The sequence below is a fragment of the Martelella endophytica genome, assembly GCF_000960975.1.
Taxonomy (GTDB): domain Bacteria; phylum Pseudomonadota; class Alphaproteobacteria; order Rhizobiales; family Rhizobiaceae; genus Martelella; species Martelella endophytica.
In genome coordinates this window covers 968,709-992,298 of sequence record NZ_CP010803.1, presented here as the reverse complement: position 1 = coordinate 992,298, position 23,590 = coordinate 968,709, and the positions used below count along the sequence as shown (strand labels likewise).

Annotated in this window: 15 protein-coding genes; 10 read left to right on the top strand and 5 right to left on the bottom strand. The window is 61.0% G+C overall.

Features of this window, described 5'->3' with window-relative positions; translation table 11 throughout:
• Positions 1-23: 23 nt before the first annotated feature.
• From kduI to TM49_RS04530, 5 genes are all read right to left on the bottom strand, one after another.
• On the bottom strand, positions 24-860 hold the full coding sequence (gene kduI / locus TM49_RS04550; protein WP_045684772.1) for a 5-dehydro-4-deoxy-D-glucuronate isomerase: 837 nt from the start codon (positions 858-860) through the stop codon (positions 24-26).
• Positions 860-1,951: a beta-galactosidase BglB gene (gene bglB / locus TM49_RS04545; RefSeq protein WP_045679722.1), complete on the bottom strand. Its 1,092-nt coding sequence runs from the start codon at positions 1,949-1,951 to the stop codon at positions 860-862. Before bglB ends, kduI begins: the two co-directional genes overlap by 1 nt.
• A gap of 209 nt (positions 1,952-2,160) precedes the next feature.
• A complete protein-coding gene (gene kduD / locus TM49_RS04540; protein ID WP_045679721.1) occupies positions 2,161-2,922 on the bottom strand; it encodes a 2-dehydro-3-deoxy-D-gluconate 5-dehydrogenase KduD in 762 nt (253 codons plus the stop codon).
• 115 nt (positions 2,923-3,037) lie between these two features.
• A complete protein-coding gene (locus tag TM49_RS04535; RefSeq protein ID WP_045679720.1) occupies positions 3,038-4,015 on the bottom strand; it encodes a TRAP transporter substrate-binding protein in 978 nt (325 codons plus the stop codon).
• 449 nt (positions 4,016-4,464) lie between these two features.
• The gene (locus TM49_RS04530; RefSeq protein WP_045679719.1) at positions 4,465-5,151 is read right to left on the bottom strand and encodes a GntR family transcriptional regulator; all 687 of its coding nucleotides are present in this window, start codon (positions 5,149-5,151) and stop codon (positions 4,465-4,467) included.
• A 178-nt stretch (positions 5,152-5,329) separates the two neighbouring features.
• On the opposite strand from TM49_RS04530, the gene TM49_RS04525 reads away from it, so the two are divergent.
• The 10 genes from TM49_RS04525 to TM49_RS04475 all read left to right on the top strand — a co-directional run bounded on the left by TM49_RS04525 (position 5,330) and on the right by TM49_RS04475 (position 23,558).
• The gene (locus tag TM49_RS04525) at positions 5,330-6,433 is read left to right on the top strand and encodes an ABC transporter ATP-binding protein (protein WP_045679718.1); all 1,104 of its coding nucleotides are present in this window, start codon (positions 5,330-5,332) and stop codon (positions 6,431-6,433) included.
• A gap of 9 nt (positions 6,434-6,442) precedes the next feature.
• Positions 6,443-7,357 carry an ABC transporter permease gene (locus tag TM49_RS04520; RefSeq protein WP_045679717.1) on the top strand — a complete coding sequence of 305 codons (915 nt, stop codon included), beginning with the start codon at positions 6,443-6,445 and terminating at the stop codon, positions 7,355-7,357.
• Positions 7,358-7,367: 10 nt separating this feature from the next.
• Positions 7,368-8,252 carry a carbohydrate ABC transporter permease gene (locus TM49_RS04515; protein ID WP_045679716.1) on the top strand — a complete coding sequence of 295 codons (885 nt, stop codon included), beginning with the start codon at positions 7,368-7,370 and terminating at the stop codon, positions 8,250-8,252.
• 32 nt (positions 8,253-8,284) lie between these two features.
• Positions 8,285-9,868 (top strand): extracellular solute-binding protein, encoded by a 1,584-nt coding sequence (locus tag TM49_RS04510; RefSeq protein WP_082074617.1) that lies wholly within the window; start codon positions 8,285-8,287, stop codon positions 9,866-9,868.
• Positions 9,869-10,010: 142 nt separating this feature from the next.
• Entirely contained in the window at positions 10,011-12,344 is a 2,334-nt protein-coding gene (locus TM49_RS04505) for a DUF4962 domain-containing protein (protein WP_045679715.1), read from the top strand.
• 148 nt (positions 12,345-12,492) lie between these two features.
• Positions 12,493-14,049, top strand: a complete 1,557-nt coding sequence (locus tag TM49_RS04500) for an extracellular solute-binding protein (RefSeq protein WP_045679714.1) — start codon at positions 12,493-12,495, stop codon at positions 14,047-14,049.
• A gap of 146 nt (positions 14,050-14,195) precedes the next feature.
• Positions 14,196-14,531, top strand: coding sequence for a cupin domain-containing protein (locus tag TM49_RS04495; RefSeq protein ID WP_045679713.1), 336 nt, complete (start codon positions 14,196-14,198; stop codon positions 14,529-14,531).
• Positions 14,532-14,548: 17 nt separating this feature from the next.
• Positions 14,549-15,298 carry an SDR family NAD(P)-dependent oxidoreductase gene (locus TM49_RS04490; RefSeq protein ID WP_045679712.1) on the top strand — a complete coding sequence of 250 codons (750 nt, stop codon included), beginning with the start codon at positions 14,549-14,551 and terminating at the stop codon, positions 15,296-15,298.
• A 21-nt stretch (positions 15,299-15,319) separates the two neighbouring features.
• Positions 15,320-16,609 (top strand): SGNH/GDSL hydrolase family protein, encoded by a 1,290-nt coding sequence (locus tag TM49_RS04485; protein WP_082074616.1) that lies wholly within the window; start codon positions 15,320-15,322, stop codon positions 16,607-16,609.
• 466 nt (positions 16,610-17,075) lie between these two features.
• Positions 17,076-23,558, top strand: coding sequence for an autotransporter outer membrane beta-barrel domain-containing protein (locus TM49_RS04475; protein WP_144409474.1), 6,483 nt, complete (start codon positions 17,076-17,078; stop codon positions 23,556-23,558).
• Positions 23,559-23,590: the final 32 nt, after the last annotated feature.

The following is a 23,590-nucleotide window of genomic DNA, read 5'->3' as shown; positions in this document are numbered from 1 at the left end:
GCCATTTTTTGGTTGTTGGGCCATCACAGAAGATCTTTCACGGCAACGGGCGTCACATCATTATAGGCTTTGTTTTCACCGGTCATGCCCCAGACGAAGCAGTAGGGTCCAGTGCCGGCACCCATATGGATCGACCATGCGGGCGAAAGAATGCCCTGCCGGTCGGCGACCACGATATTGCGCACCTGTTTCGGCTCGCCCATGAAATGCATGACCCGGTCTTCGGGCGACATGTTGAAATAGACATAGGCTTCCATGCGGCGTTCGTGGACATGCGGCGGCTCGGTGTTCCAGATGCTGCCGGGCGCGGGTTCGGTGATGCCCATCAACAGCAGGCAGCTCGGCGACACTTCCGGATGGATATACATGCGCAGCGTGCGCTTGTTGGCATGCGCCTCGTCGCCCATGGTGACGGGCTTGGAATCGGCCTTGCGGATCAGCGCCGACGGCACGGCGTAACCGGCGGGAACCGAGTTCATGTAGAACGCGGCAGGGTTGGCCGGGTCCTCGGAGGTCATGCGGACGGATTTCGTGTCGCGTCCGACATAGACGATATCGCGGTGCTCGACCGTATGGACCGTACCGTCGACCGTCACGGTTCCCGTGCCGCCGAGATTGACGATGCCCATCTCGCGGGCATCGAAGAAGCCGGGCGTGCCAACCGCGGCGCCGTCAGCGATTTCGGCTTCGCCGTCCACCGCCAGAAAGCCGCCGATGATCATCCGGTCGACATGGGTGTAGACCATCTGCAGCGTGTCGGCGACGAACAGGTTGTCGATGAGGAATTCCTCCCGCAGGCGTTCGTTGCTGTAGCCGCGAACGTCTTTCGGGGAAACGGAATAGCGTGTGTCTTCAAACATCATTCTTCCTCCGCTTTGGCAATATTGAGGGCCTCGACCAGCAGCAGCAGGGCCATGGACTGGCCATAGCCGGTCGGCTGGATCGGAATGTCCTTGTAGAACTGGAGATCGTGGCCCATGCGGGTGCCATAGGACACATTGTCGACGATGCCGTCCTCGCCGATATTGTCGAGCGTGACGGCAAGCGCCTTCAGACCTGCCTCGCGCCAGCTTTCCGGGCCGATGCCGAGCCGCGCGCCTTTCAGAAGCGCGTAGCCGATGGCGGCGGTGGCGGAGATTTCCTCATAGGAAGACGGGTCGTCCACCAGCGTGTGCCAGGCGCCGCTTTTAGCCTGATAGCCGATCAGCGTTTCAAGCTGGGCCTTGACCACTTCCGTGAGGTAGCGCTTGGTGGCGTCATCGAGTTCGGCAAGCTCGAGAAGGTCAAGAACGCCGGCGGAAATCCAGGAATTGCCGCGCGCCCAGCGGGCGCGGGCGAAATTGTGGTTGCCGTCAAAGGTCCAGCCGTGGAACCACAGCCCGGTTTCCGGCTCCGCCAGATAATGCGTGTGCACCAGAAACTGGAAGGCGGCCTCGCTCACGAGGTCGCGGCGTCCCGCGCCCTCGCCATAGCTTGCCAGAAACAGCGCCACCATGAACAGCGTGTCGTCCCACAATTCGTCGTCATTGATTTTGTCCGAGACATTGTGCTGGAAACCGCCGCAGCGCGTGCGCGGCATTTCGGTCAGGATCCTGTCCGCCCAGTCCTTCATCGGCGCTTCGAAGCGGGGATCGCGGGTTTCGCGCCACAGCAGCGAAAGCGCCAGCATCGGCGCGGTGGTGTTGACGTTTTGCGGCGGCAGACCCTTTTCGATATGGGCGGAATACCAGTCCTCCAGCAGGGTCTTCACATCGGCATCACCCGTCTTCAGCCACATCTGGGCGAGACCGTAGAGCCCGACGCCCTGCGGCCATTCCCAGGCGTTGAAGCTGACATAGTCGCCGGCAGTCCCGTCGAGATTCGGTTCGTTGAACTTGCCTTCATCCCGCAGTGACTTCAGGCCCGCGACCAGGAGTTCGATCTTCTGTTTCAGTTGCTTTTTGGAAAGCACGGCTTTTCCTCCGGTGCATGATTGTGATGGCAGTAATATGCATCATGAAAAATGTTTGCGAAACATGAAAGAAAATTTCATACCGGAGTGTTTGGCGCGCGACCGTTTGCAGCGGCCAATACACAAAAGCGGCTGAGCTTGCGCGCAACCGCCTTGTTCAGATTCTGTCCTGCAGACTGACCGCCGGTTATCGGCAGGCCGCAGTATGATCACCGGGCGAGCCAGCCGCCATCGACCGCGAGGGTATAGCCGTTCACATAAGAGGAGGCGTCACTGGCAAGAAACACCACCGGTCCGGCAAGATCGCGCGGCAGACCCCAGCGCGCGGCCGGAATGCGGCCGAGGATCTCGTTGCTGCGTTCTTCGTCGGCCCTGAGCGCCGCGGTGTTGTTGGTGGCCATGTAGCCGGGAGCGATGGCGTTGACGTTGATGCCATGATGCGCCCATTCATTGGCAAGCAGCTTGGTGATGCCCATGACGCCGCTCTTCGAGGCGGTGTAGGAGGGTACCCGGATGCCGCCCTGGAACGACAGCATCGACGCGACATTGATGATCTTGCCGCCATGCCCCTGTTCGATGAACCGGCGGGCAACGGCCTGCGAAAGGAAGAAGACGCTCTTGATGTTGATGTTCATGACGTCGTCCCAGTCCTTTTCGGAAAAGGCAACGGCATCCTCGCGGCGGATAATCCCGGCATTGTTGACCAGAATATCGACTTTTCCGAATGCGCGGACGGCCGTTTCCACGATCTGAGGGATGTCATCCTGCTTCATCAGATTGGCCTCGATCGACACGAAACGGCGTCCAAGCGCCTCGACCTTGGCAATGGTTTCCGTCGGAGCGACGATATTGACGCCGACAATGTCCGCACCCGCTTCGGCCAGCGCGACGGCCATGCCCTGGCCAAGGCCGGTATCGCAGCCGGTGACGATGGCCGTTTTTCCGGAAAGGTGAAAATCATCGGTGATCATGGGTTTCTTCCAGTCTTTTGATGGGGGAACGTTGCCGCGGCAACGTCTGGAAAAGAAAAGGCGCTCCCTGCTTGATGAGACAAGAAGCGCCTTAGCGGTCAAATCCGGGAGGATTTTACTGAGCGTTCTGAATGGCATCGACCAGCTGGCCGATTGCCGGATCCTTCTTGTATTCCTCGATCAGAGGGGCAACTTTTTCCTGGAAAGGCGCCTTGTCGGGGGTCACGATGGTGACGCCCATTTCCTTGATCTGCTGCATGGCCTCGTCGACGGCCTCGTTCCAGACCTGCTTCTGCGCCTGCGTGGCTTTCACGGCGGCCTCCTTGATGATGGCGACCTGCTCATCCGTCAGCTTGTCCAACGCGGTCTTGGAGATCACCAGGAAATCCGGAATGCGCAGGTGTTCGTCCAGCGAATAGCATTTGACCACTTCGCCGTGACGGCCGAGCGTCAGCGCTGTCGGGTTGTTTTCCGCGCCGTCAATCACGCCCTGCTGCAGGGCGGTGTAGATTTCGCCATAGGGCAGGGGCGTGGGAATGCCGCCCATCAGTTCGACCATCCGGATCGAGGTATGCGAGTTGATGACGCGCAGCTTCTGGCCATTGAGGTCGTCGGGCGTCTCGACGCATTTCGACTTGGTGTAGAACGAGCGGGCGCCGCTGTCGAAATAGGTCAGGCCCATGAAGCCGCTGTCGAGCGAAGCCTGGTAGACCGGGTCGACGATCGGACCATCCATGACCTCGTAGAAATGCTCCTGGCTGTTGAACAGGTAGGGCAGTGTAAAGGCCTGGTAGATCGGATTGAAGTTCTCGAGATTGGCAGCGCTGACGCGGGTGATGTCCACGGCGCCATTCTGCACCTGTTCCAGAACCTCGCGCTCGGAGCCGAGAACGCCGTTCATGTAGAGCCGGATCTTGACCTCGCCGTCGGTCTTTTCTTCAACCTCGTCGGCAAACTGTTCCAGAATCACGCTTGTCGGATGGTCGGCGGCCAGCGCGTCGGCCAGCTTCAGGCGCACGGTGGCGTTGGCGGAACCGGCTGCAAGCGTCATGCCTGCGGCCAATACAGCCAGTGCAGATGTCATTTTCTTCATTGTCTCACTCCCTGTGGCACATTGTCGTCCGCTCATCTGGCGTTCAAAACGCAAATGAACGCTCGTGATGGAATTCATTATGCAGTATGAAAAAATATTCTCAATATGAAAGAAAATTTCATTCCCTTTTGACGCGCGCTGGGTTCAGCCGACTTCCCGCCCACCCGCGAGGCGAATAAAGGACCGGATCGATGGTTGCTGAAAGCTGTCCTGCCCGCAAATGCCGGGTGTGGATCGTTGCGGCGACGCAATGGAGATCGGCAAGGGTCATGACCTTGCCTGTCATGTCTTGCCAGCTATCGGAAACCACCGGCCGGGCGGCGTCGCCGCGCCCTCGATTGTCAGGCAACCCAGCGTTAAGCGGATCGCAGCCGCCGGCGGTCCGACCAATGGGCGACTGCAAGGCTGCGGCGAACTAAACCCAATCCAGACAAGGTTCGGTGTTCGGGTCACTCCGGATCAAAGTAGTTTGCTCCGGCTTGCGAAAGGTGGGCAATCGTCTCATCGAGACGGGAAAGGTGGAGCATGCCCCTGCTCACCGCCAGCTGAGGAGAATGGGCCTTTACCGCATCGGCTATCGCCCGATGGTCCTCAATCAGGTCGGGCATGCGGTCTTCTTTCGAAAGGCCCAACATGCAAAGCCTGTCAACCTTCGCCTTTTCCGCCAGGATGATATCGAAAGCATAGTCGACCTTGGCGATCTGACAAAGTGTCTGATGAAATTGGTAGTCGAGCGCTCCAAAGTCATCGACACTTTTGTTTTCCAGTGCTTCGTCCTGTCTGGCGAGGGCTTCGTCAAGCATGGCCGCACCTTGCGCGTCGCAGTGTTCGGCTGCCCGGCGCAGGACCTCGCTCTCGACGGCGGCGCGCAGGAAGCGCGCCTTCTCGATCTCGCGCGAGGAAAACCGCTTCACCTCCGTCGCGCGCTGTGGGCGGATCAGCAGAAGTTCCATGTTGGCAAGGCGGCTGAAGGCGTCGCGCACCGGTTGGCGCGACACGCCGAAGCGCGCCGCGACCTCCGCTTCCGATATCTTGTCGCCGGGACGGAGCCGAAGCGTCATGATTTCCTTTTCGAGATACTCGAAAATGTCATCGACCCGCGGACGCCGCCCGCTCGTATCTACTGCCTCTGCCACTGCGTCATCTCCGTCTTACCCTCGGTTTCCGAATCTATTCAGGTTTTCGCTGTTTTCAACGCTACACGAAATTTATCTTGTATACCAGTCTAATGACTAGTATACCAGTTGGCGACGAAGCGACTCGATCGCTCGTATTGCTGCGTTGGGGAAGCGCTTGGCAAAAGGGAGGTAGTGCATGTCTGGCGTATGTCTTGAAGGCATCGTTAAGTTCTACGGGGCATTGGAGGTCGTTCGCGGTATCGATCTCGAGGTGCGTGAGAAGGAATTCGTGGTGCTTGTCGGCCCGTCGGGCTGCGGCAAGTCGACCACGCTTCGCATGATTGCGGGGCTCGAGGAGATCTCGGGAGGCACGCTGAAAATCGGAGAGCGCGTCGTCAACCGCGTCGCCCCGAAGGATCGCGACGTAGCGATGGTGTTCCAGAACTATGCGCTCTATCCGCACTTGAGCGTCGCCGAGAACATCGCCTTCGGGCTCCGGATCCGGCGCACGCCGAAGGACGAGATCAAGAAATCGGTCGCCGATGTCGCCGAGGTTCTGGGGCTCACGCCCTATCTCGAACGCCGGCCCTCCGATCTTTCCGGCGGCCAGCGCCAGCGCGTGGCCATGGGCCGCGCGATCGTGCGGCGGCCGGACGTGTTCCTGTTCGACGAACCCCTGTCGAACCTCGATGCCAAGCTGCGCACCCAGATGCGCGCCGAGGTCAAACGCCTGCACAACCGGCTCGGCGTCACCTCCATCTACGTCACCCATGACCAGGTCGAGGCGATGACGCTCGCCGACCGGATCGTGGTGATGAACAACGGCATGATCGAGCAGATCGGCGCGCCGATGGACTTGTTCAACAATCCCGCAAACACCTTCGTCGCCGGCTTCATCGGCTCGCCGCCGATGAACCAGATGGATGCGACCGTCGCGCTTACGCCGGAGGGGCCGGTGGGCGTGATCGCCGACGGCACACGGGTGGCGCTGCCGCCGCTCGAGGCGCTTCGCCATTTCGAGGGCCGGAAGGTCGTTATCGGTGTCCGGCCCGAGCATGTCATCCTTGGCGAGGGCGGACGACCCGTGCCGGTGGAACTCGACCTGATCGAGACGCTCGGTTCGGAGGCGCTGCTTCATACCCATGTCGGCGGCGTGCCGTTTGTTGCCAAGGTGGAGACCCACGGCCGGATCGATCATTTGAAGGGCGTCACCGCCTTTCAGTTCCCGCCCGACCTGATCAAGGTCTTCGATGCCGAGACCGGTCGCGCCTTCGACGCGCCGGCCCTGGTCAGCGCGTGAGGCACGGCCATGACACGCTCCCAACGCATCGTCGACCATCTGCGCGCCGAATGGCAGCTCTATCTTATGCTCGCGCCGATGGTCATCTGGCTCGTCGTCTTCCTCTACAAGCCGATGTACGGCCTGCAGATCGCCTTCAAGGACTACAGCGTCTTCCGGGGTATCTCGGGCTCCCCCTGGGTCGGCTTCGAGCATTTCCAGGCGCTGTTCGACAGTCCGCAGTTCATGCGGGCCTTCAAGAACACGGTGATCATCTCGTTCGAAAGCCTCGTCTTCGGCTTTCCGATGCCGATCATTCTCGCGCTGATGTTCAACGAGATCCTGCACCAGAGCTTCAAGCGCACGGCCCAGACGATCGTCTACCTGCCGCACTTCATCTCGACCGTGATCATCGCCGGCATCATCATCACGGCGCTGTCGCCGTCGGCCGGCATCGTCAACACCGTTATCGGCTGGTTCGGCGTCGAGCCGATCTACTTCCTCACCCGGCCCGAATGGTTCCGCACCATCTTCATCACCTCCGGTATCTGGCAGGAGGCGGGTTTCGGCTCGATCGTGTTCCTGGCGGCGATAGCCGGAGTCTCGCCCTCGCTCTATGAAAGCGCGGTGGTCGACGGCGCCTCGCGCTGGCAGATGATGTGGCGGATCACCATTCCCTGCATCATGCCGACCATCGTCATCATGCTGATCATCCGCATCGGCAACCTGCTTGAGGTCTCGTTCGAAAAGGTTTTGCTGCTCTATCAGCCGGCCACCTACGAGACGGCCGACGTCATCAACACCTTCATCTATCGGCAGGGCCTGCAGCAGGGCCAGTACGATCTCGCCGCCGCCGCGGGCCTCTTCAACGCGGTCGTCGCCTTCGTGCTCGTGATGACGGCCAATACGATTGCCAAGCGCCGTTCCGGCACGTCGCTGTGGTGAGGAGGACAAGATGTCGCAAAACATGAACCTCTATTCGCGCGGCGACAAGCTGTTCGTCTGGATCAACATTGTCCTGATCGGCCTGTTCACGCTCTCGACGCTCTACCCGTTCATCTATATTGCCGCGCTGTCGTTTTCCTCGGGCTTTGCCGCCCGCGCCGGCGAGGTGGTGCTCACCCCGGTCAACGTCACACTTGCCGCCTATGGCCGGGTGCTTTCCGAGCCGCAATTCTGGCTCTCCTATCTCAACACCTTCATCTACACGATCGGCGGCACGGCGATGTCGCTTCTGATCATCATTCCGGGCGCCTATGCGCTGTCGCGGCGCAAGCTGTTCGGCCGGCGCTTCTTCAACCTGCTGGTGGCGTTCACCATGTGGTTCCATGCCGGCATGATCCCGTTCTTCCTGAACATGCGCGACCTCAGTCTGCTCGACAGCTATTTCGGCATCATCATCGGCTTTGCCGTCTCCGCCTTCAACGTCATCCTGCTGCGCAACTTCTTCGAGAGCATTCCGCAATCCTTCGAGGAGGCGGCGAAGATGGACGGGGCGAATGAATTCCAGATCCTCTGGAAGGTGTTCATCCCGCTTTCGAAGCCGGCGATCGCCACCGTCACGCTGTTCTGCGTCGTTGCGCGCTGGAACGGGTTCTTCTGGGCGATGGTGCTTTTGACCGACGAGGGCAAGGTGCCGCTGCAGGTCTACCTGCGCCAGACGATCGCCACCATCGCCGATGACGATCAGTTCACCGCGACGCTGATGACGGCGCCCTATTCGGTCGAGACGGTCACGGCGGCGATCATCGTCTGCTCGATCATCCCGATCCTGATTTTCTACCCCTTCATCCAGAAGTACTTCAACAAGGGCATCCTTCTCGGGGGTGTGAAGGAATAGCCCTGATTTCGCGAGAGCCATGGGAGGATTTCATGCGAAAACTGATACTGGCAACGACGGCGCTCAGCCTGGGCCTTGGTCTCGGCGCCATCACGGCTCATGCAGAGGACACGGCCGACTCCGGCCTCTTGCAACTGCCGATCGTCGAGACGCCGCTCGAGCTCACGATCCACATGCACCACAAGCGCTACACCAGCTACAACGAGAACTGGCCGGTCGAGCAGGCGGCGCGGGAGATCACCAATATCTACCTGAAAAACGCCACCGTCGGCTCGAATTCGGACAATTCGGACGAGGCGCTGAACCTGCTGCTCGCATCCGGCAAGATACCCGACATCGTCGCCATGGCCGGGATCAAGCCGCAGGTCGATAAATACGGACCGGAAGGCGCCTTCCTGCCGCTCAACGACCTGATCGACGAGTATGCGCCCGACATCAAGGCCTTCTTCGACAACCATCCGGAGGTCAGGGATGCCATCACCTCGTCGGACGGCAATATCTATTACATTCCCTACCTGCCGGACGGCAAATACGGGCGCGGCTACTTCATCCGCTATGACTGGCTGAACAAGCTCGGCCTCGACGTGCCGCAGGATGTCGAAGCGCTTCACGAAGTGCTGCTCGCCTTCCGCAATGGCGATCCGAACGGCAACGGGCTGAAGGACGAGGTTCCCTATTTCGCGACCCAGTTCAACGAGCTGATCCGGCTGGTGACGCTCTGGGACGGCCGTTCCTCCGGTTCCGACACCCAGTTCGATTTCTACGTCAAGGACGGGGAAATCCACCACGGCTTCGTCGAGAACGGTTATCATGAGGGCATCAGCAACCTCGCCCAGTGGTATCGGGAAGGGCTGATCGATCCGGAAATCTTCACCCGTGGCAATAATTCCCGCGAGACGCTGCTCGGCCAGAACCTCGGCGGGATGACCCATGACTGGTTCGCCTCGACCGCCGGCTTCAACGACAGCCTCAAGGACAGGATCGCCGGTTTCGACTGGGGAGCCATGGCCCCGCCCGCCTCGATCTCGGGTGTGAGGATGGAGGAACATCGCCGGATTCCGGTCAAGCCCGACGGCTGGGCGATGGGCTATGCCAACAAGCATCCGGAAGAGACCATGAAATATTTCGACTTCTGGTTCACGCCGGAGGGCAGGGATCTCGCCAATTTCGGCGTCGAGGGCCAGTACTGGGACATGGTCGACGGTCATCCGCAGTTCAAGACGGAAATCCTCACCAATGGCCAGCCGGTCAACAACCAGCTCTATGCCGTCGGCGCGCAGCTCCAGGCCCGTGGCTATCCGCAGGACTATGCCTATGAGGAACAGTGGACCAACCAGACCGCGCTCGACGGTATCGCCCTTTATGACGAGGGCAACTACCTGATCGACCAGTTCCTCGGCGTTTCGATGAACGAGCAGGAACAGGCGGTCTACGACAAGTATTGGCCGGCCGTGCGCACCTACATGCTGGAAAAACAGCAGGCCTGGATCCTCGGCTCCGCCAGTGTCGACGACGACTGGGAAGGCTATCTGAACCAGGTCGACAAGATGGGCTACTGGAAGGTGATCGCCGCCATGCAGGAAGCCTACGACCGCCAGTACAAGAAGAGCAACTGACGACGCGCTTGTCGCCCGCGGGGTCCATCCGCCGCGGGCGACGACAAGTCCTCCATAAAGCATGCGCCGGTGCACCCGGCCGCAGCCAACCGAGAAAGCCGGAAGGGATGCCCCCGGCCTGTCGATCCAAGGAATTTTGTCGATGACAACGACCGCTTCTTCCAAGACCCGCGCCGCGCTGGACGAGCCGCGGGCCGGCCGCCTCACCGTTCAGTATGCCCCGTCCGACAACAAGGTCGTCATCGAGAACCCGCCGCGTTTCACGTTCCTGCCGGTCATCGAGGAGGAGGCGCATTACGTGCTGCGGCTTTCACGCGATCCGGCCTTTCCCGCCGACGCGACGCTGGTCTTTGCCGATCTTCCGCTCAACGTCTTCACCCCGGACAGGGTGCTCGAACCGGGCCACTGGCACTGGGCCTACGCGGTGTGGGACCCGACTGCGAAGCGGCCGGCAACCGGGTGGAGCACCGTGCGGGACTTCACCATTGTCGAGGGCCTGCCGGAAACGCCGCTGCCGTCGCGCGCCGATCGCTACCGGAGCGTCAACAGGGCCCATCCGCGTCTCTGGCTCTCCCCGGATGAGCTCGCGGCTTTCCGCGTGGCGGTCACGGACGATGCCGACACCTGCACCTGGTCGACCTTTTTCGAAAAGAGCGTTGCACCCTGGCTCGAGCGCGGCATCATCGACGAGCCGCCGCCCTATCCCAACAACACCCGGACCGCCGATATCTGGCGCAGCACCTATATCGAGTGCCAGGAACTGATCTACGCGATCCGTCATCTGGCGATCGCCGGTCATGTGCTCGCCGATCAGGCCATGCTCGATCGCGCCAAGAGCTTCCTCCTTGCCATCGCCGCCTGGGACCCCGATGGCACCACGTCGCGCGCCTATACCGATGAATGGGCCTTCCGCGTCACTGTCGCGCTTGCCTGGGGCTATGACTGGCTGTTCGACGAGTTGAGCGAGGAGGAGCGCGTCACTGTGCGCGACGTCCTTGTGACGCGTACGAAAGAGGTGGCCGATCACATCATCAATCACGCCAATATCCACCTCTTCCCCTATGACAGCCACGCCGTGCGCGCCGTTTCGGCCGTGTTGGTGCCGGCGGCGATCGCGCTTTACGACGATGCGGCGGAGGCGGCGGACTGGCTCGACTACGCGATCGAGTTCCTGTTCACCGTCTATTCGCCCTGGGGCGACGAGGATGGCGGCTGGGCGGAAGGCCCGCATTACTGGATGACCGGCATGGCCTATCTGATCGATGCCGCCAATCTCCTGAAGAAATACACCGGGCTCGACCTCTATCGCCGGCCGTTCTTCCAGAAGACCGGTGACTTTCCGCTCTACACCAAGGCGCCGGATACGCGTCGCGGAACTTTCGGCGATGACAGCACCATGGGCGATCTGCCCTGCCTCAAGGTCGGCTACAACCTGCGCCAGTATGCCGGCGTCACCGGCAATCCGGCCTATCAGTGGTATTACGACCGGCTGAAGGCCCAGGATCCGGGCACGGAGATGGCCTTCTACAATTACGGCTGGTGGGACCTCAACTTCGACGAGATGTGCTACCGCCATGACTATCCGATCATCGAAGGGGCGCCGCCCGCCGACGGCGACCGCCTGCATGCCTTCCACGGCATCGGCTGGGCCGCGATCCAGCATCGCATGGGCGACCCGGACGAGCACATCTCCTTTGTGTTCAAGTCGTCGCCCTATGGTTCGATCAGCCACAGCCATGGCGATCAGAACGCCTTCTGCCTGTCCGCCTTCGGCGAGGATCTGGCCATCCAGTCCGGCCACTACGTCGCCTTCGGCTCGACCATGCACCGCAACTGGCGCCGGCAGACGCACTCCAAGAACGCCATCCTGATCAACGGCAAGGGCCAATATGCCGACCGCGACAAGGCGCGCGCGATGCAGGCGACCGGCCGGCTCGTCGAAGCCGTCGACAGGGGCGATCACGTCTACATCAAGGGCGATGCCACCGCGGCCTATCGCAGTCTGACGCCGGAGGTGACCGGAGCCATGCGCGAGGTCTACTTCATCCATGACAGCTATTTCGTTATCGTCGACAGCATCGACGCGGAGACGCCGGTCACGGTCGATTTCCTGCTGCATGCCAATCATGGCTTCGAACTCGGCCGCGATACCTTCCGCTATACCGGCGAGAAGGCCGGCTTCTACGGCAAGTTCCTGTTTTCCGAATCCGGTGCGCCCGAACTTTCCCAGCATGAAGGCTATGGCGATGTCGATCCGAAGGAGATCGAGGGCCTGCCGGTCTCGACCCATCTGAAGGCGCATTTCGCCGCGGCGACGCGCCACAGGATTGCAACCCTGATCGTGCCCTATCCGGCGGCGAGCCCGCGCCGCGTGTTCTCCTTCCTCGATGACCAGGGATACGACTGCGACCTCTATTTCACCGACGCCGGTGAAAACAGTTTCCGCGTCGTGGTGAAGAAAAAAGCCCGCGCCTAGCGGAACGGCCCGAAAGTCAAAATCGATTTTCGGATAGCACAATGCGCCGCTCCGACAGGTCAGAGCGTAGGCAGACGAAACGGCAAGACCCGGCCCCGCGCGCGCGGGGCCGGCAGGGAGAGCTTTTGCAAAATTTCGGGAGGATGACATGCGAAGAACTTTGATATTGGGGCTTCTCGCCCTCGCGGCGGCGGGTGGACCCGCCTATGCGGACGACAACACGGCCACGCGGCCGATCGTGGAGGAGCCGCTGGCGCTCACGATCCACATGCACAACAAGCGCTATCCGCGCTACGACGAAAGCTGGCCGGTGGAGATCGAGGCGTGCAGGCGCACCAATATCTGCCTGAAGAACGCCACGGTCGGCTCCAACACCGAGGACGACAAGGAGGCCTTCAATCTGTTGCTTGCCTCCGGCACCATGCCCGATATCGTCGGCATGATGGGCATTCGCGACGTGGTCAACAAATACGGGCCCGAGGGTGCGTTCCAGCCGCTGAACGACCTGATCGACCAGTATGCGCCGAACATCAAGGCGATCCTCGATGAGAACCCGAACATACGGTCGGCGATAACATCCTCGGATGGCAATATCTATTTCATTCCCGACATGCCCGACGGCAAGTACACGATGGGCTACTTCATCCGCTACGACTGGCTGGACAAGCTCGGCCTCGACGTGCCCCAGACGGTCGACGAGCTGCACGAGGTGCTGCTCGCCTTCCGCAACGGCGATCCGAACGGCAACGGCCTGAAGGACGAGATCCCGTTCTTCGACCGGGCCTGGCAGGAATTCCCGCGCCTCGTCACCCTGTGGGACGGACGAACCTCCGGTTCCGATACCTATTACGACTTCTACGTCGATGACGGGAAGATCGCCCATGGCTTTGCCGGCGAGGGCTATCATGTCGGTATCCGCAACCTTGCCCAGTGGTATAGCGAAGGGCTGATCGATCCGGAAATCTTCACCCGTGGCTCGTCGTCGCGCGAATATCTGCTGTCGGAAAACCTCGGCGGCATGACCCACGACTGGTTCGCTTCGACGGCCGGCTACAATGATTCCATTGGTGCCAAGGTCGAAGGCTTCGACTTCCGCGCCTTCCCGCCGCCCGCCTCGGTTTCCGGCGTGCGCATGGAGGAGACCCGGCGCAGCCCTGTCCGTCCGGATGGCTGGGCGATAACCTATGCCAACGAGCATCCTGTAGAGACGATGAAGTACTTCGATTTCTACTTCTCGCCCGAGGGCAAGAATCTCGTCAATTTCGGCGTCGAGGGCGTGCAATGGGACATGGTCGACGGCAAGGCGAAACTGCGCCCCGACGTTCTCGAAAGCACCCAGCCCGTCAACATGCAGATGATCGCGATCGGCGCCGGCCTGCAGACGCGCGGCTATCCCCGCGACTACGAGCAGGAGCGGCAGTGGACCAACCAGGCCGCGCTCGACGGCATCGCGCTTTATGACCAGGGCGACTACCTGATCGACCTCTTCCCCGGCGTGGCGCTGAGCCCGGAGGAACAGGCCGTCTACGACAAGAAGTGGCCGCCGATCCTCGATTGCATGCTGGAAAAGCAGCAGGTCTGGCTGCTCGGCTCGGCGGATGTCGATGCCGATTGGGAGGGCTATCTGAAGCGGCTGGACACGCTTGGCTACGGCGACGTCCTCGCGGTGATGCAGCAGGCCTATGACCGCCAGTACGGGGAGTAGGGAGAGCCCGGATCAGCCGGCGCGCGCTGCGACCACATGATCGCTCCGCGCGTCGGAACGAAGCGAAATAATTGTTCAGCCAACCGGTTTCTGCCCTCCGCCGGAGGCAGACCGGAATCCCATCACGGATCTTCAGGAGACCAGCGATGACAGTCCAGAACTATTTCCCTGCAGCGGGAAGCGAACTCGAGGATATCGGCGGCGGCATCAAGCGCAGGGTCACCGCCTATGCCGACAATCTGATGTGCGTCGAGGTGCATTTCGAAACCGGCGCGGTCGGCGCGCTGCACAGCCATCCGCACGAGCAGATCACCTACATCCTGTCGGGTCGGTTCGAATTCAACATCGGCGGGACGAAGAAAATCCTGTCCGCCGGGGATGCCACCTACAAGCAGCCCGACATCGAGCATGGCGCCGTCTGCCTGGAGGCCGGCACGCTTCTCGATATCTTCACGCCCTGCCGGGCTGATTTTCTCAAGTGACAGAACGGAGTTTTGAAATGAACAAGATTGCAATGATCACCGGCGGTACCGCCGGCATCGGCCTTGCCACGGCAAAGGTTCTCGGACGTCAGGGCTATCACATCGTCCTCAACGGCATCGACGAGGAGCAGGGCAAGGCGGCGGTTGCGGCGCTGAAGTCCGAGGGGATCGGTGTCGATCTCTACCTCTTCGACGTGACCGACGAGAACGCCGTCCTTGCCGCCTTTGATGAGATCGGGGCGAGATTTCAGGATCTCGATGTGCTGGTCAACAATGCCGGCGGGCTTGGCGGTCGGAGCCGGTTCGAGGGCATGGAAACGGATTTCTTCCGCAAGGTGATGGCGCTCAATCTCGACAGCGTGTTCTTCGTCACCCGTTCGGCGATCCCGCTTCTCAAGAAGGCCGGGGGCGCCTCGATCGTCAACTTCACCTCCAACGCGGGCTGGAATGCCGGCGGTCCGGGTGCCGGCGTCTATGGAACCTCGAAGGCGGCGGTCACCACGCTCACCCGGGCGCTCGCGAAGGACCTCGCGGAATACGGCATCCGGGTCAACGCCGTCTCTCCCGGCACGATCGACACGGACTTCCACGCCAACATCAAGGCGAGCAAGCCCGAGGTGTTCGCGAGCTGGAAGGACAACATTCTGATGAAGCGGCTTGGCCAGCCCGAGGAAGTTGCCTCGGTCATCGAGTTTCTGGTGAGCGACAAAGCCTCCTTCCTGACCGGTGAGATCATCCAGGTGAACGGCGGCCAGGATTTTCTCTAGAACAAAAGGACCTTCCCCATCATGTCGATTGAGAGCCAAAGGCATGTCCCTGCAATCCTTCCACGAAGTGGGAGGGTTGCCCTGATCGGCACCTCGTTGGTGCAGCAGAATCATTGGGCCGATGCACGCAATATCCAGACCTCGGCGCGCGGCTGGATGAGCTGGGCGGAGGTTCTGTCCGGCGGTCGCTTCCGGACGCCGGTGTTTCATGACCCGCGGGTGATCCCCGGTTGGGAACCGAGCGGCCAGCCCGGAAGAACGCGCGGATTCTCCGGGTTCAATTTCGGCGTCTCCGGACAAAAAGCGATCGAGATCGAGCGCCGGCTGGACCGGGTTTTGGCCGCCGATTTCGACATCATCATCGTCGACGCCGGCACCAACGACATGATGGTCGAAACCAAGGAAACCATCCTTGCCATCCGCGAACGCATCTGCCGCCGCCTGCTCGATGCCGGAAAGACCGTTCTGCTTCTGCCGGTCCTCGCGCGGGGAACCGAGAAGTGGGTTGCCGGCAGCGCGCCGCGGGCCAAGGCGCACTGGATCAATCGCATGGGCCTCGCCTTTGCGGACGCGCACGTCAATTGCCACGTGCTCGACTGGAACGAAGCGTGGGTTGACCCGATGAGCCCCGACGGCTCTCCTCGGGACGGATATTCCAACGACGGAACGCATTTCTCGATTCTGGGGGGCTACCATGTCGGCAAGTGGCTGGCAGGCCGGCTACAACAGATCCTGCCTCCGCTGCCCGTATCGCTTCATTCCCGGGATGACCGTTACGATCCGGTTGACAATCCTCTGGGTTGTCTCTTCCCCAACCCGTTTCTGGACGGAGAGGGCAGCAGCGGCAAATGCGTATCGCTTGAGGGAAGCATCATGCCTGCGGGTCTGTGCCGGCGCAATGACGGCTCTGGAAACTGGCAGCGCCTCGCGGTCGGTGTCGGGGAGGGCAGAGTTGTTTTTGACACACCCCAGTCATTGAGTGCGGGTACGTGGGTCGAGGCCGCATGCCAGGTGGAAGTCTCGGCCAGTTCCTGCTGGCGTCAGATTTCACTGGAACTGGTCGACCCGTCGGAAACGGGTCTGACGGCGACGGCGATGGCCCCTCCGGCCGAGAGCTTCCCGTTCCTTTATCCGACCGAAACATGGACCGGGGTCTTGCGGACCCCGCCAATCCGGATGGCCGCGAGTGGTGACCGTGTACGGCTGACGCTCAGGACCCGTCTTGCCGATGGTCAAGGCGACGCCGCGCTTAAGGTGAGCGCTGTGGAATTGCGGCCGGTATTGTCCCCGCTTCTGTCGTCCGGCGTCTAGAGACAGCCGGTATCCTCATGTCCATCGCATCTGTCGGGACACGCCCGACGGCGGCCGCCTTGATCGGTATGCCCTGCGTCATGGCAAGCCGTCATGCAACTTTGTTTGCGCGAAGCGCTTCCCTGAACAGTTCGAAAGCGGGCGTGTCGCGATTGTTGAAACGGGATGAGGTTTCGACGGTCGTGCGTGTCGTGGGCATCAAGGTGGGGAGCGACATTGCCTTGAGGGCAAGCCTTCTTGTCGAGCTCCAGAGCAGCATTCCGCTCACATAAAGCGAAATGTTCGGGCGACTTCAGTGAACGGTCCGGTTTTCAAGGGGGCAGTGCAGTTCAAAGTATTACCAGAAATGGTCTCGGTCCTGCATTGATTTTATCGCGGTTAGATTTGACTTCCGCTTCTCGATCGCCGACTGAATGTAAGGCTTGGCAAGCGAAGCCGCATTTATGAACAATATGGAAGTCCGTCTGTGCCCGACAATCGTCTCTCCTCATCGTCATTTCGTCACAGTGCCAGCACGCTGATCATCGCAATTTGCTTGTGTTCAACTATTGCCGAGGCCCACGATTATCGTGGGCAATACGGAACATTGCACGTCTACAATCGCGGGAACAACGGACAAGACTACAGATACAGCTTCTTCGGCTCCAGTACATTTCCAACCAACGGCGAACGCCCCTCCGACATCTATGACCGCAATTTCGGCACGATGGGCGAGGCTGGACAAACCGGCGCGCAGATCAAGCTGGAATCGGTCGGTGGAAATGGTGGCAGGGGAGATCCGCCGACCAGTTCGTTCGGTTACAACGTGAACTCCTACTCCGGCGGTGATGGAAGCGCGGTCGATTTCTACCAGCATGGAACGATCGTCACGCTTTCCCGCAATCAGAGTTCCGCCACACCCTTGATTCTTCTGAGTTCAACAGGTGGTAACGGAGCGGATGGTGAGCGCAACTATTATGCTGTTTCGACAGGCGGGCTCGGCGGCAATGGCTCTGAAGTCAAACTTGGGATCCATTCACCGACGACAGTGCGCGGCGACCGATATGCTATTGCCAAACTTGTCTCCAGAGGTGGAAACGGCGGAAGAGAGACGAAGCATTCTGGCGACGCGCGGGGTGGCAATGGTGGAAACGTGAAAGCCACCATAACCTCGTTGGTCGAGACAGACGGGCGGAACGCGCCCGCACTGATATTGCTGTCTGCCGGCGGCGAAGGTGGTTCAAGCGACAAATGGAGGAGAGAGCATTTCTCGATAACCGCGGCGTTCGGCGGCGATGCGGGCGCTGTGGACTTCAGCAATAGTGGCAATATCACCACAAAGGGAAGCGCTTCGACGGCTGTCGTGCTGCAAAGCGTCGGCGGCAAGGGCGGCTCCGCCCTTGGGGAGGACGTAAACGGCGGCCGCGGTGGCGATGCAGGCAATGTCTCGGCCACCAACGCGGGTAAGATCAACACGCTCGGCGCGTTTTCTTTCGGAATTGTTGCGCAGTCGGTGTCGGGTTCAGGCGGGAACGGTCGCGGCGGCACGGTCTTCAGCGCGGATGGCGGCGCTTCCGGCCTTGCCGGCAGCGTCGACGTCGACAATGCAGGCACAATCCTCACCTTGGGCGATGGCTCAACGGCAATCGTCGCGCAGTCAATCGGTGGCGGCGATCCTATGAATGCGTTCGATTCCACCGCCGGCCTTTACGTGCGCGGCGGCGGCGGCGATGGCGGTGGCGCCGGCTTTCTTTCGTTTCTCGGTGGTGGAGCCGCCAGCGGCGGAAATGGCGGCGCGGGCAATACCGTCAGGGTCTCGAATACCGGAACGATCAGGACCGAAGGGATCGCCGCCAACGGCATTCAGGCGCAGTCCATCGGTGGCGACGGGGGGGACGGAGGCGCCTCGAAAAACTATTCATTCCTTCTATCGGTGGCGATTGGCGGCAGCGGAGGCAACGGTGGCGATGGCGGAACGGTCACGGTCGGCAATCTTCGGGATGCCAGACAGCAAACGAGTGCGCGCGGATCAATCGTGACCCTGGATGAGGCATCTTTCGCAATCCTGGCTCAGAGCATTGGCGGGGGCGGCGGCGCTGGCGGGGCGGCGTCCTCGAACAGCGCGGGAATCCTTCCCTCAATCAGCATTGCAGTCGGCGGTTCGGGTGGGGGCGGCGGGGCTGGCGGAGCGGTCAATGTCGGTAATGTCTCCGACCTGGTCACCTATGGCGATTCAGCGATCGCGCTTTTTGCCCAGAGCATCGGCGGGGGCGGCGGCACAGGTGGTAGAGCCGATGCATCTTCGGTGGCGATCTCGGCAGAAATGATTCCTGCCATATCGCTCCCCGTTTCTGTTGGCGGATCCGGTGGAGATGGCGGTTCTGGCGGTACGGTCACGCTCGTCAACCGCGGTGCGATCACGACAGCCGGGGCCGATTCATCGGCGATTGCCGCGCAAAGCGTTGGCGGCGGCGGTGGCGATGCAGGCGATGCGTCGTCATATGCGCTGGCCGCGCAGTTGAAGGACGCGCCTGCCGTGGATGTCAGCGTTGCTGTCGGCGGCTCAGGCGGCGGCGGTGGTCAAGGCGGCAATGTTGCTGTCACGAATTACGGTTCGCTGGCGACATTAGGATCGAACGCCACGGCGATCATTGCCCGCAGCGTTGGCGGCGGTGGCGGCAATGGCGGCGATTCCGATTCGGTCGGCGATCTGATCAGTTATTTCAACAGTGTGTCGGTCTCCACCGCGGTCGGCGGCTCGGGCGGCGGCGGCGGCAATGGCGGGACCGTCGGCGTCGAGAACGAAGGTACGATCTCCACGGCCAGAAACTTTGCCTATGCGATCGATGCGAGCAGCGTCGGCGGCGGTGGCGGCAATGGCGGATCGGCGGACGCGGCGTCCGGCTCCGGTATTTCCGCCGACTGGTTCGTCGATTACGGGCTGGACAAATATCTCGATCTTCTCGGTCTGGAAGGTGACTTCATCTCGACCAATGTCGCGGTTGGCGGCGCCGGTGGCGACGGCGGCGATGGCGGCCGGGTTTCCGTGTCAAATCGCGGTTCGATTTCCACGCTTGGCAGCAATGCGAGTGCGATTGTTGTCCGTTCCATCGGCGGCGGCGGCGGCGATGGTGGCGGCTTCCAGGGCAGCGGCGATACGGCGATTTCCGTCAATGTATCCGTTGGGGGATCGGGCGGCGGCGGCGGCTCGGGCGGGGCGATAACCGCCGGCAATACCGGCTCCGTGACAACCGAGGGGGCGGGTTCGCACGGTATCTTTGCCCAGTCCGTCGGCGGTGGTGGCGGCAATGGCGGTTCGTTTACCGGCGAGAAACGTCATTCCTATTCCCTCTCCGATATTTCCAGCGTCGATGGGGCGCTCTCGATTGTGACCGAGGCGTTTTCGGAAGCGTCGACGATTTCCAAGCTGATCGATAAAGACAGCAAGTCTACAAAGTTTCTGGGTAAAGCGAAGGAATTGAGCGCCGCGGTCAGCGAAATCTACGAGATCCACGAGACCATTGACCGGATGGACAATGCCGAGGTAACCGCCGACCTCTTCAAGGTCACAGCCATCGCCGCCACAACCTATCTGAAGGTGATGAAGGCGGAGGCCCTGGAAAGTTTCCAGAAGAAGCTCAAAACCTCGTTGCTCGGTTACGATGAAGACTTCGATTTGATCGACGCCTCCGTGAATGTCGGCGTTGGCGGTTCCGGCGGCAGGGGCGGACGAGGCGGAGATATCGCCGCGACGAACGACGAAAGCGCGATCATTTCGACAGCGGGCAGCAACGCCTATGGCATGTTCGCCCAGTCGATCGGCGGTGGCGGTGGCGCCGGAGGAACTGCCTATGCAAGCGGCACGCAGAAGCTCAATGTAACGGTTGCCGTTGGCGGATCGGGCGGCGATGGCGGCGATGGCGGTCGCGTTGCCGCGAGCAATGCAGGCGCGATTCTCACCGAGGGCGACGGCTCCTATGGCATGTGGGCGCAGTCCGTGGGCGGCGGCGGCGGCGTTGGGGGCGCATCGTCCTCCGATAACGCGCTGAGCATAGCGGTGGGCGTGACGGTTGGAGGTAACGAGGGCGCGCAGGGCCACGGCGGCAAGGTTACGGTGAACAATACCGGCTCGGTCCATACCTCGGGCGCTTCCTCTCACGCTATTGTCGCGCAATCCATTGGGGGTGGCGGCGGCGCGTTTTATGTCAATCTCGATGATGCGGCATCCTCCGTTACGCAGCAAAGCGTCGCTGAGGAACTTGGTGAACTCGACGCTGCGCTCGCCGCGCTGAACGACGCGGACAATGTTTCGGCGGACGTTGCAAAACGCATCCGGGAAACCAAAACGCTGATCTCGGATCTTGCGTTCGAGACGCAGCAGGCAGCTAGCGTCCTGCCCGATGCCGGAACGGCGACATATGATTCTTCGACGAACCTGCTTCCGGTTTTGTCGAAAGTGACCGTCACGGTGGGAGGCGATGGCGGTGCGTCCGGCCATGGCGGCGACATCGATCTTGTCAACGAAGGCAAGGTCTCGACCGAGGGCGACAGCGCGTTGGGGATATTCGCGCAGACGATCGGTGGGGGCGGCGGGTTTGGCAAGAACGCAACCAGCGGCGGCAGTGTCATCATTGTGAATGACCTCAGCTTCGGCGGCGATGGCGCCTCGTCCGGAAACGGGGGCAATATCAAGCTGACACTTGGCGATCGCAGTGTGATCACAACTGCGGGCACCGCCTCCCATGCTATCTTCGCCCAGACTGTGGGCGGTGGCGGTGGCTATGGCGGCATCGGCACGACCAACGGCGTTTACGGTGCGTACAAGAATGAAGGTTTTGTCGGAGATACCGGTTCGATAGGCGACGGCGGCGCGATCGACATTGCGATGTCAGGCGCCGAACCCGGAATGGCGATCACGACGACGGGCGAGCAGTCCCACGGCATATGGGCGCAATCGCTCGGCGGCGGTGGCGGCGCCCTTACCGTTCTCAATGCGCTTGGCGCAGCACCGGGCGCTGCTCCCGATGCCTCATCGAGCAAAGAACGCTTTGAATCCAAGGGCAGGGGTGGCGCGATCACGATCGATACGGTCGGGAGCATTTCAGCGACAGGCGAGGATTCCTACGGTATTTACGCCCAGAGCGGCTTTCAGGAAACGAGCGGCATTCTGGATCAGAAGACCAGCAAAGGCGGGTCCATCTCGATCACCCATAACGGGGTTCTGACCGGCGGCACGGGTAGCGGCGCTGCTCTCTTCATCGAAGGCGGAACGGAGAGCAACACGATCAATTTCGGACGCAACGCTATCGTCAGCGCCGGCTCAGGCGTTGCGATCAAAGGAACCTACGGCAACGAAACGATCTACAATCGCGGTACAATTATCGGTAATATCGAGGTTAATGGCGGCCGCGCGAAGGAGCGCAACTTTTTCTACAACGAGACCGGCGCGACGTATCGTTCCGCTGCAAACGGGATCGTCGACCTTGGAACAAGTTCGGGGCATTTTTTCTATAATTCAGGGGTTTTCGACGTCGGCGGAACGGAGAACGTCACGTCGACCATGGTTGACGGCAATCTGGTCGTCCGCTCGGGCGGCAGCCTTCTCGTAGACTTGCTGCGTGACGACAGCGATCAATACAGCGCCGATATGGTCACCTCGACTCGCGACATAAAGTTCCAGAGCGGCGGCGGCGTCGATCCCCATGTCGTCGGCAAGCTGCTTCCCGGTGACACTTTTAAGATCGCCAAGGCGATGGGTACACTGGTCGGCTCGCCGGTGACGATCAAGGATGGCTCTCCTATAAGATGGAAGTACTCCGGCGGTTCGGACGGGGCGCTTTCAGCGACGGCGACGAGCGCAACCTTCCTTGCCTCGGCGCCGCGACAGTTGACGCCCACGGAAGCATCGATGCTCGACGCGCTCCAGCGTGCATGGGATCAATCCGACGGGGATGCGGCCTACGCATTTGGCGCGATCGCCAATGCGGACACGAGGGGCGACTACGACGAGGCGATCGACAGCCTTTCGCCGGAGAGCACCATGCAGGATGCGGCGGCGATGACGCTTTCAAGCCAGTTGTCCCTGTCTTCGGCGTTGAGTTGCCCGACCTTCCTTGGCGATGGAACCATGGTTGTTGAAAGCGCCTGCGTTTGGGGCAAGGTCGGTACGCGCCGTTCCGAGACGGGCGATTCCGGAAAGAGCGACGGTTTCGTTGATCATGACCAGACTTGGCGCGTGGGTGCGCAATGGGAAATCGGGGACAATTGGTATCTCGGCGGAACACTCGGCTACACCAATTCCTGGGGCAACAGCGCCGATCAATTCACGAAAACCAGCGCAAACAGCGGCGATGCCGCGCTTGCGCTGAAGCATCAGTCCGGTGGATGGCTGTTCGCCGGTGCGGCGCAAATCGGCTATGCCGGCAATGAGATAACCAATACATTCGACATAGGCGATGACGTCTGGACGAGTTCGGCCTCGCCGAACGTCTTCACCGCCGGTCTGCGCGCCCGCGCGGCCTACGAGTTTTCGTTCTCGGACTGGTATCTGCGTCCGCTCGTGGACCTCGATCTCGTTTATACCCATATGTCGGACTACCAGTTGAATGGCACGATCCTGAACATGGCGGTCAGCGGCATCGATCAATGGACCTTTGCCGCCCATCCGGCGATCGAAACGGGCGCGCGGTTCGATCTCGGCCAAAGCAGCTGGCTGCGGCCTTATTCCTCCGTCGGATTAACCTATCAGTCCAACGATGGCATCGCTACGGATGTAACGGCTTATTATCGCGGCCAGAAAGCCTTCGATTTTACTTCAACGGCAGCAATGCCAGACACCCTGCTTGATGTGACCGCTGGACTGCAGTTCATGGCCAATGACAAGTACGAGCTTCGCGGTGAGTATCGGGGCCAATTTGCGGAAAACTTCCGGAGCCAGGAAGCGACGCTGAGATTTTCCATGCAATTTTAATTCCTTGCTGAGAGGACGTCATCCCTGCCGGA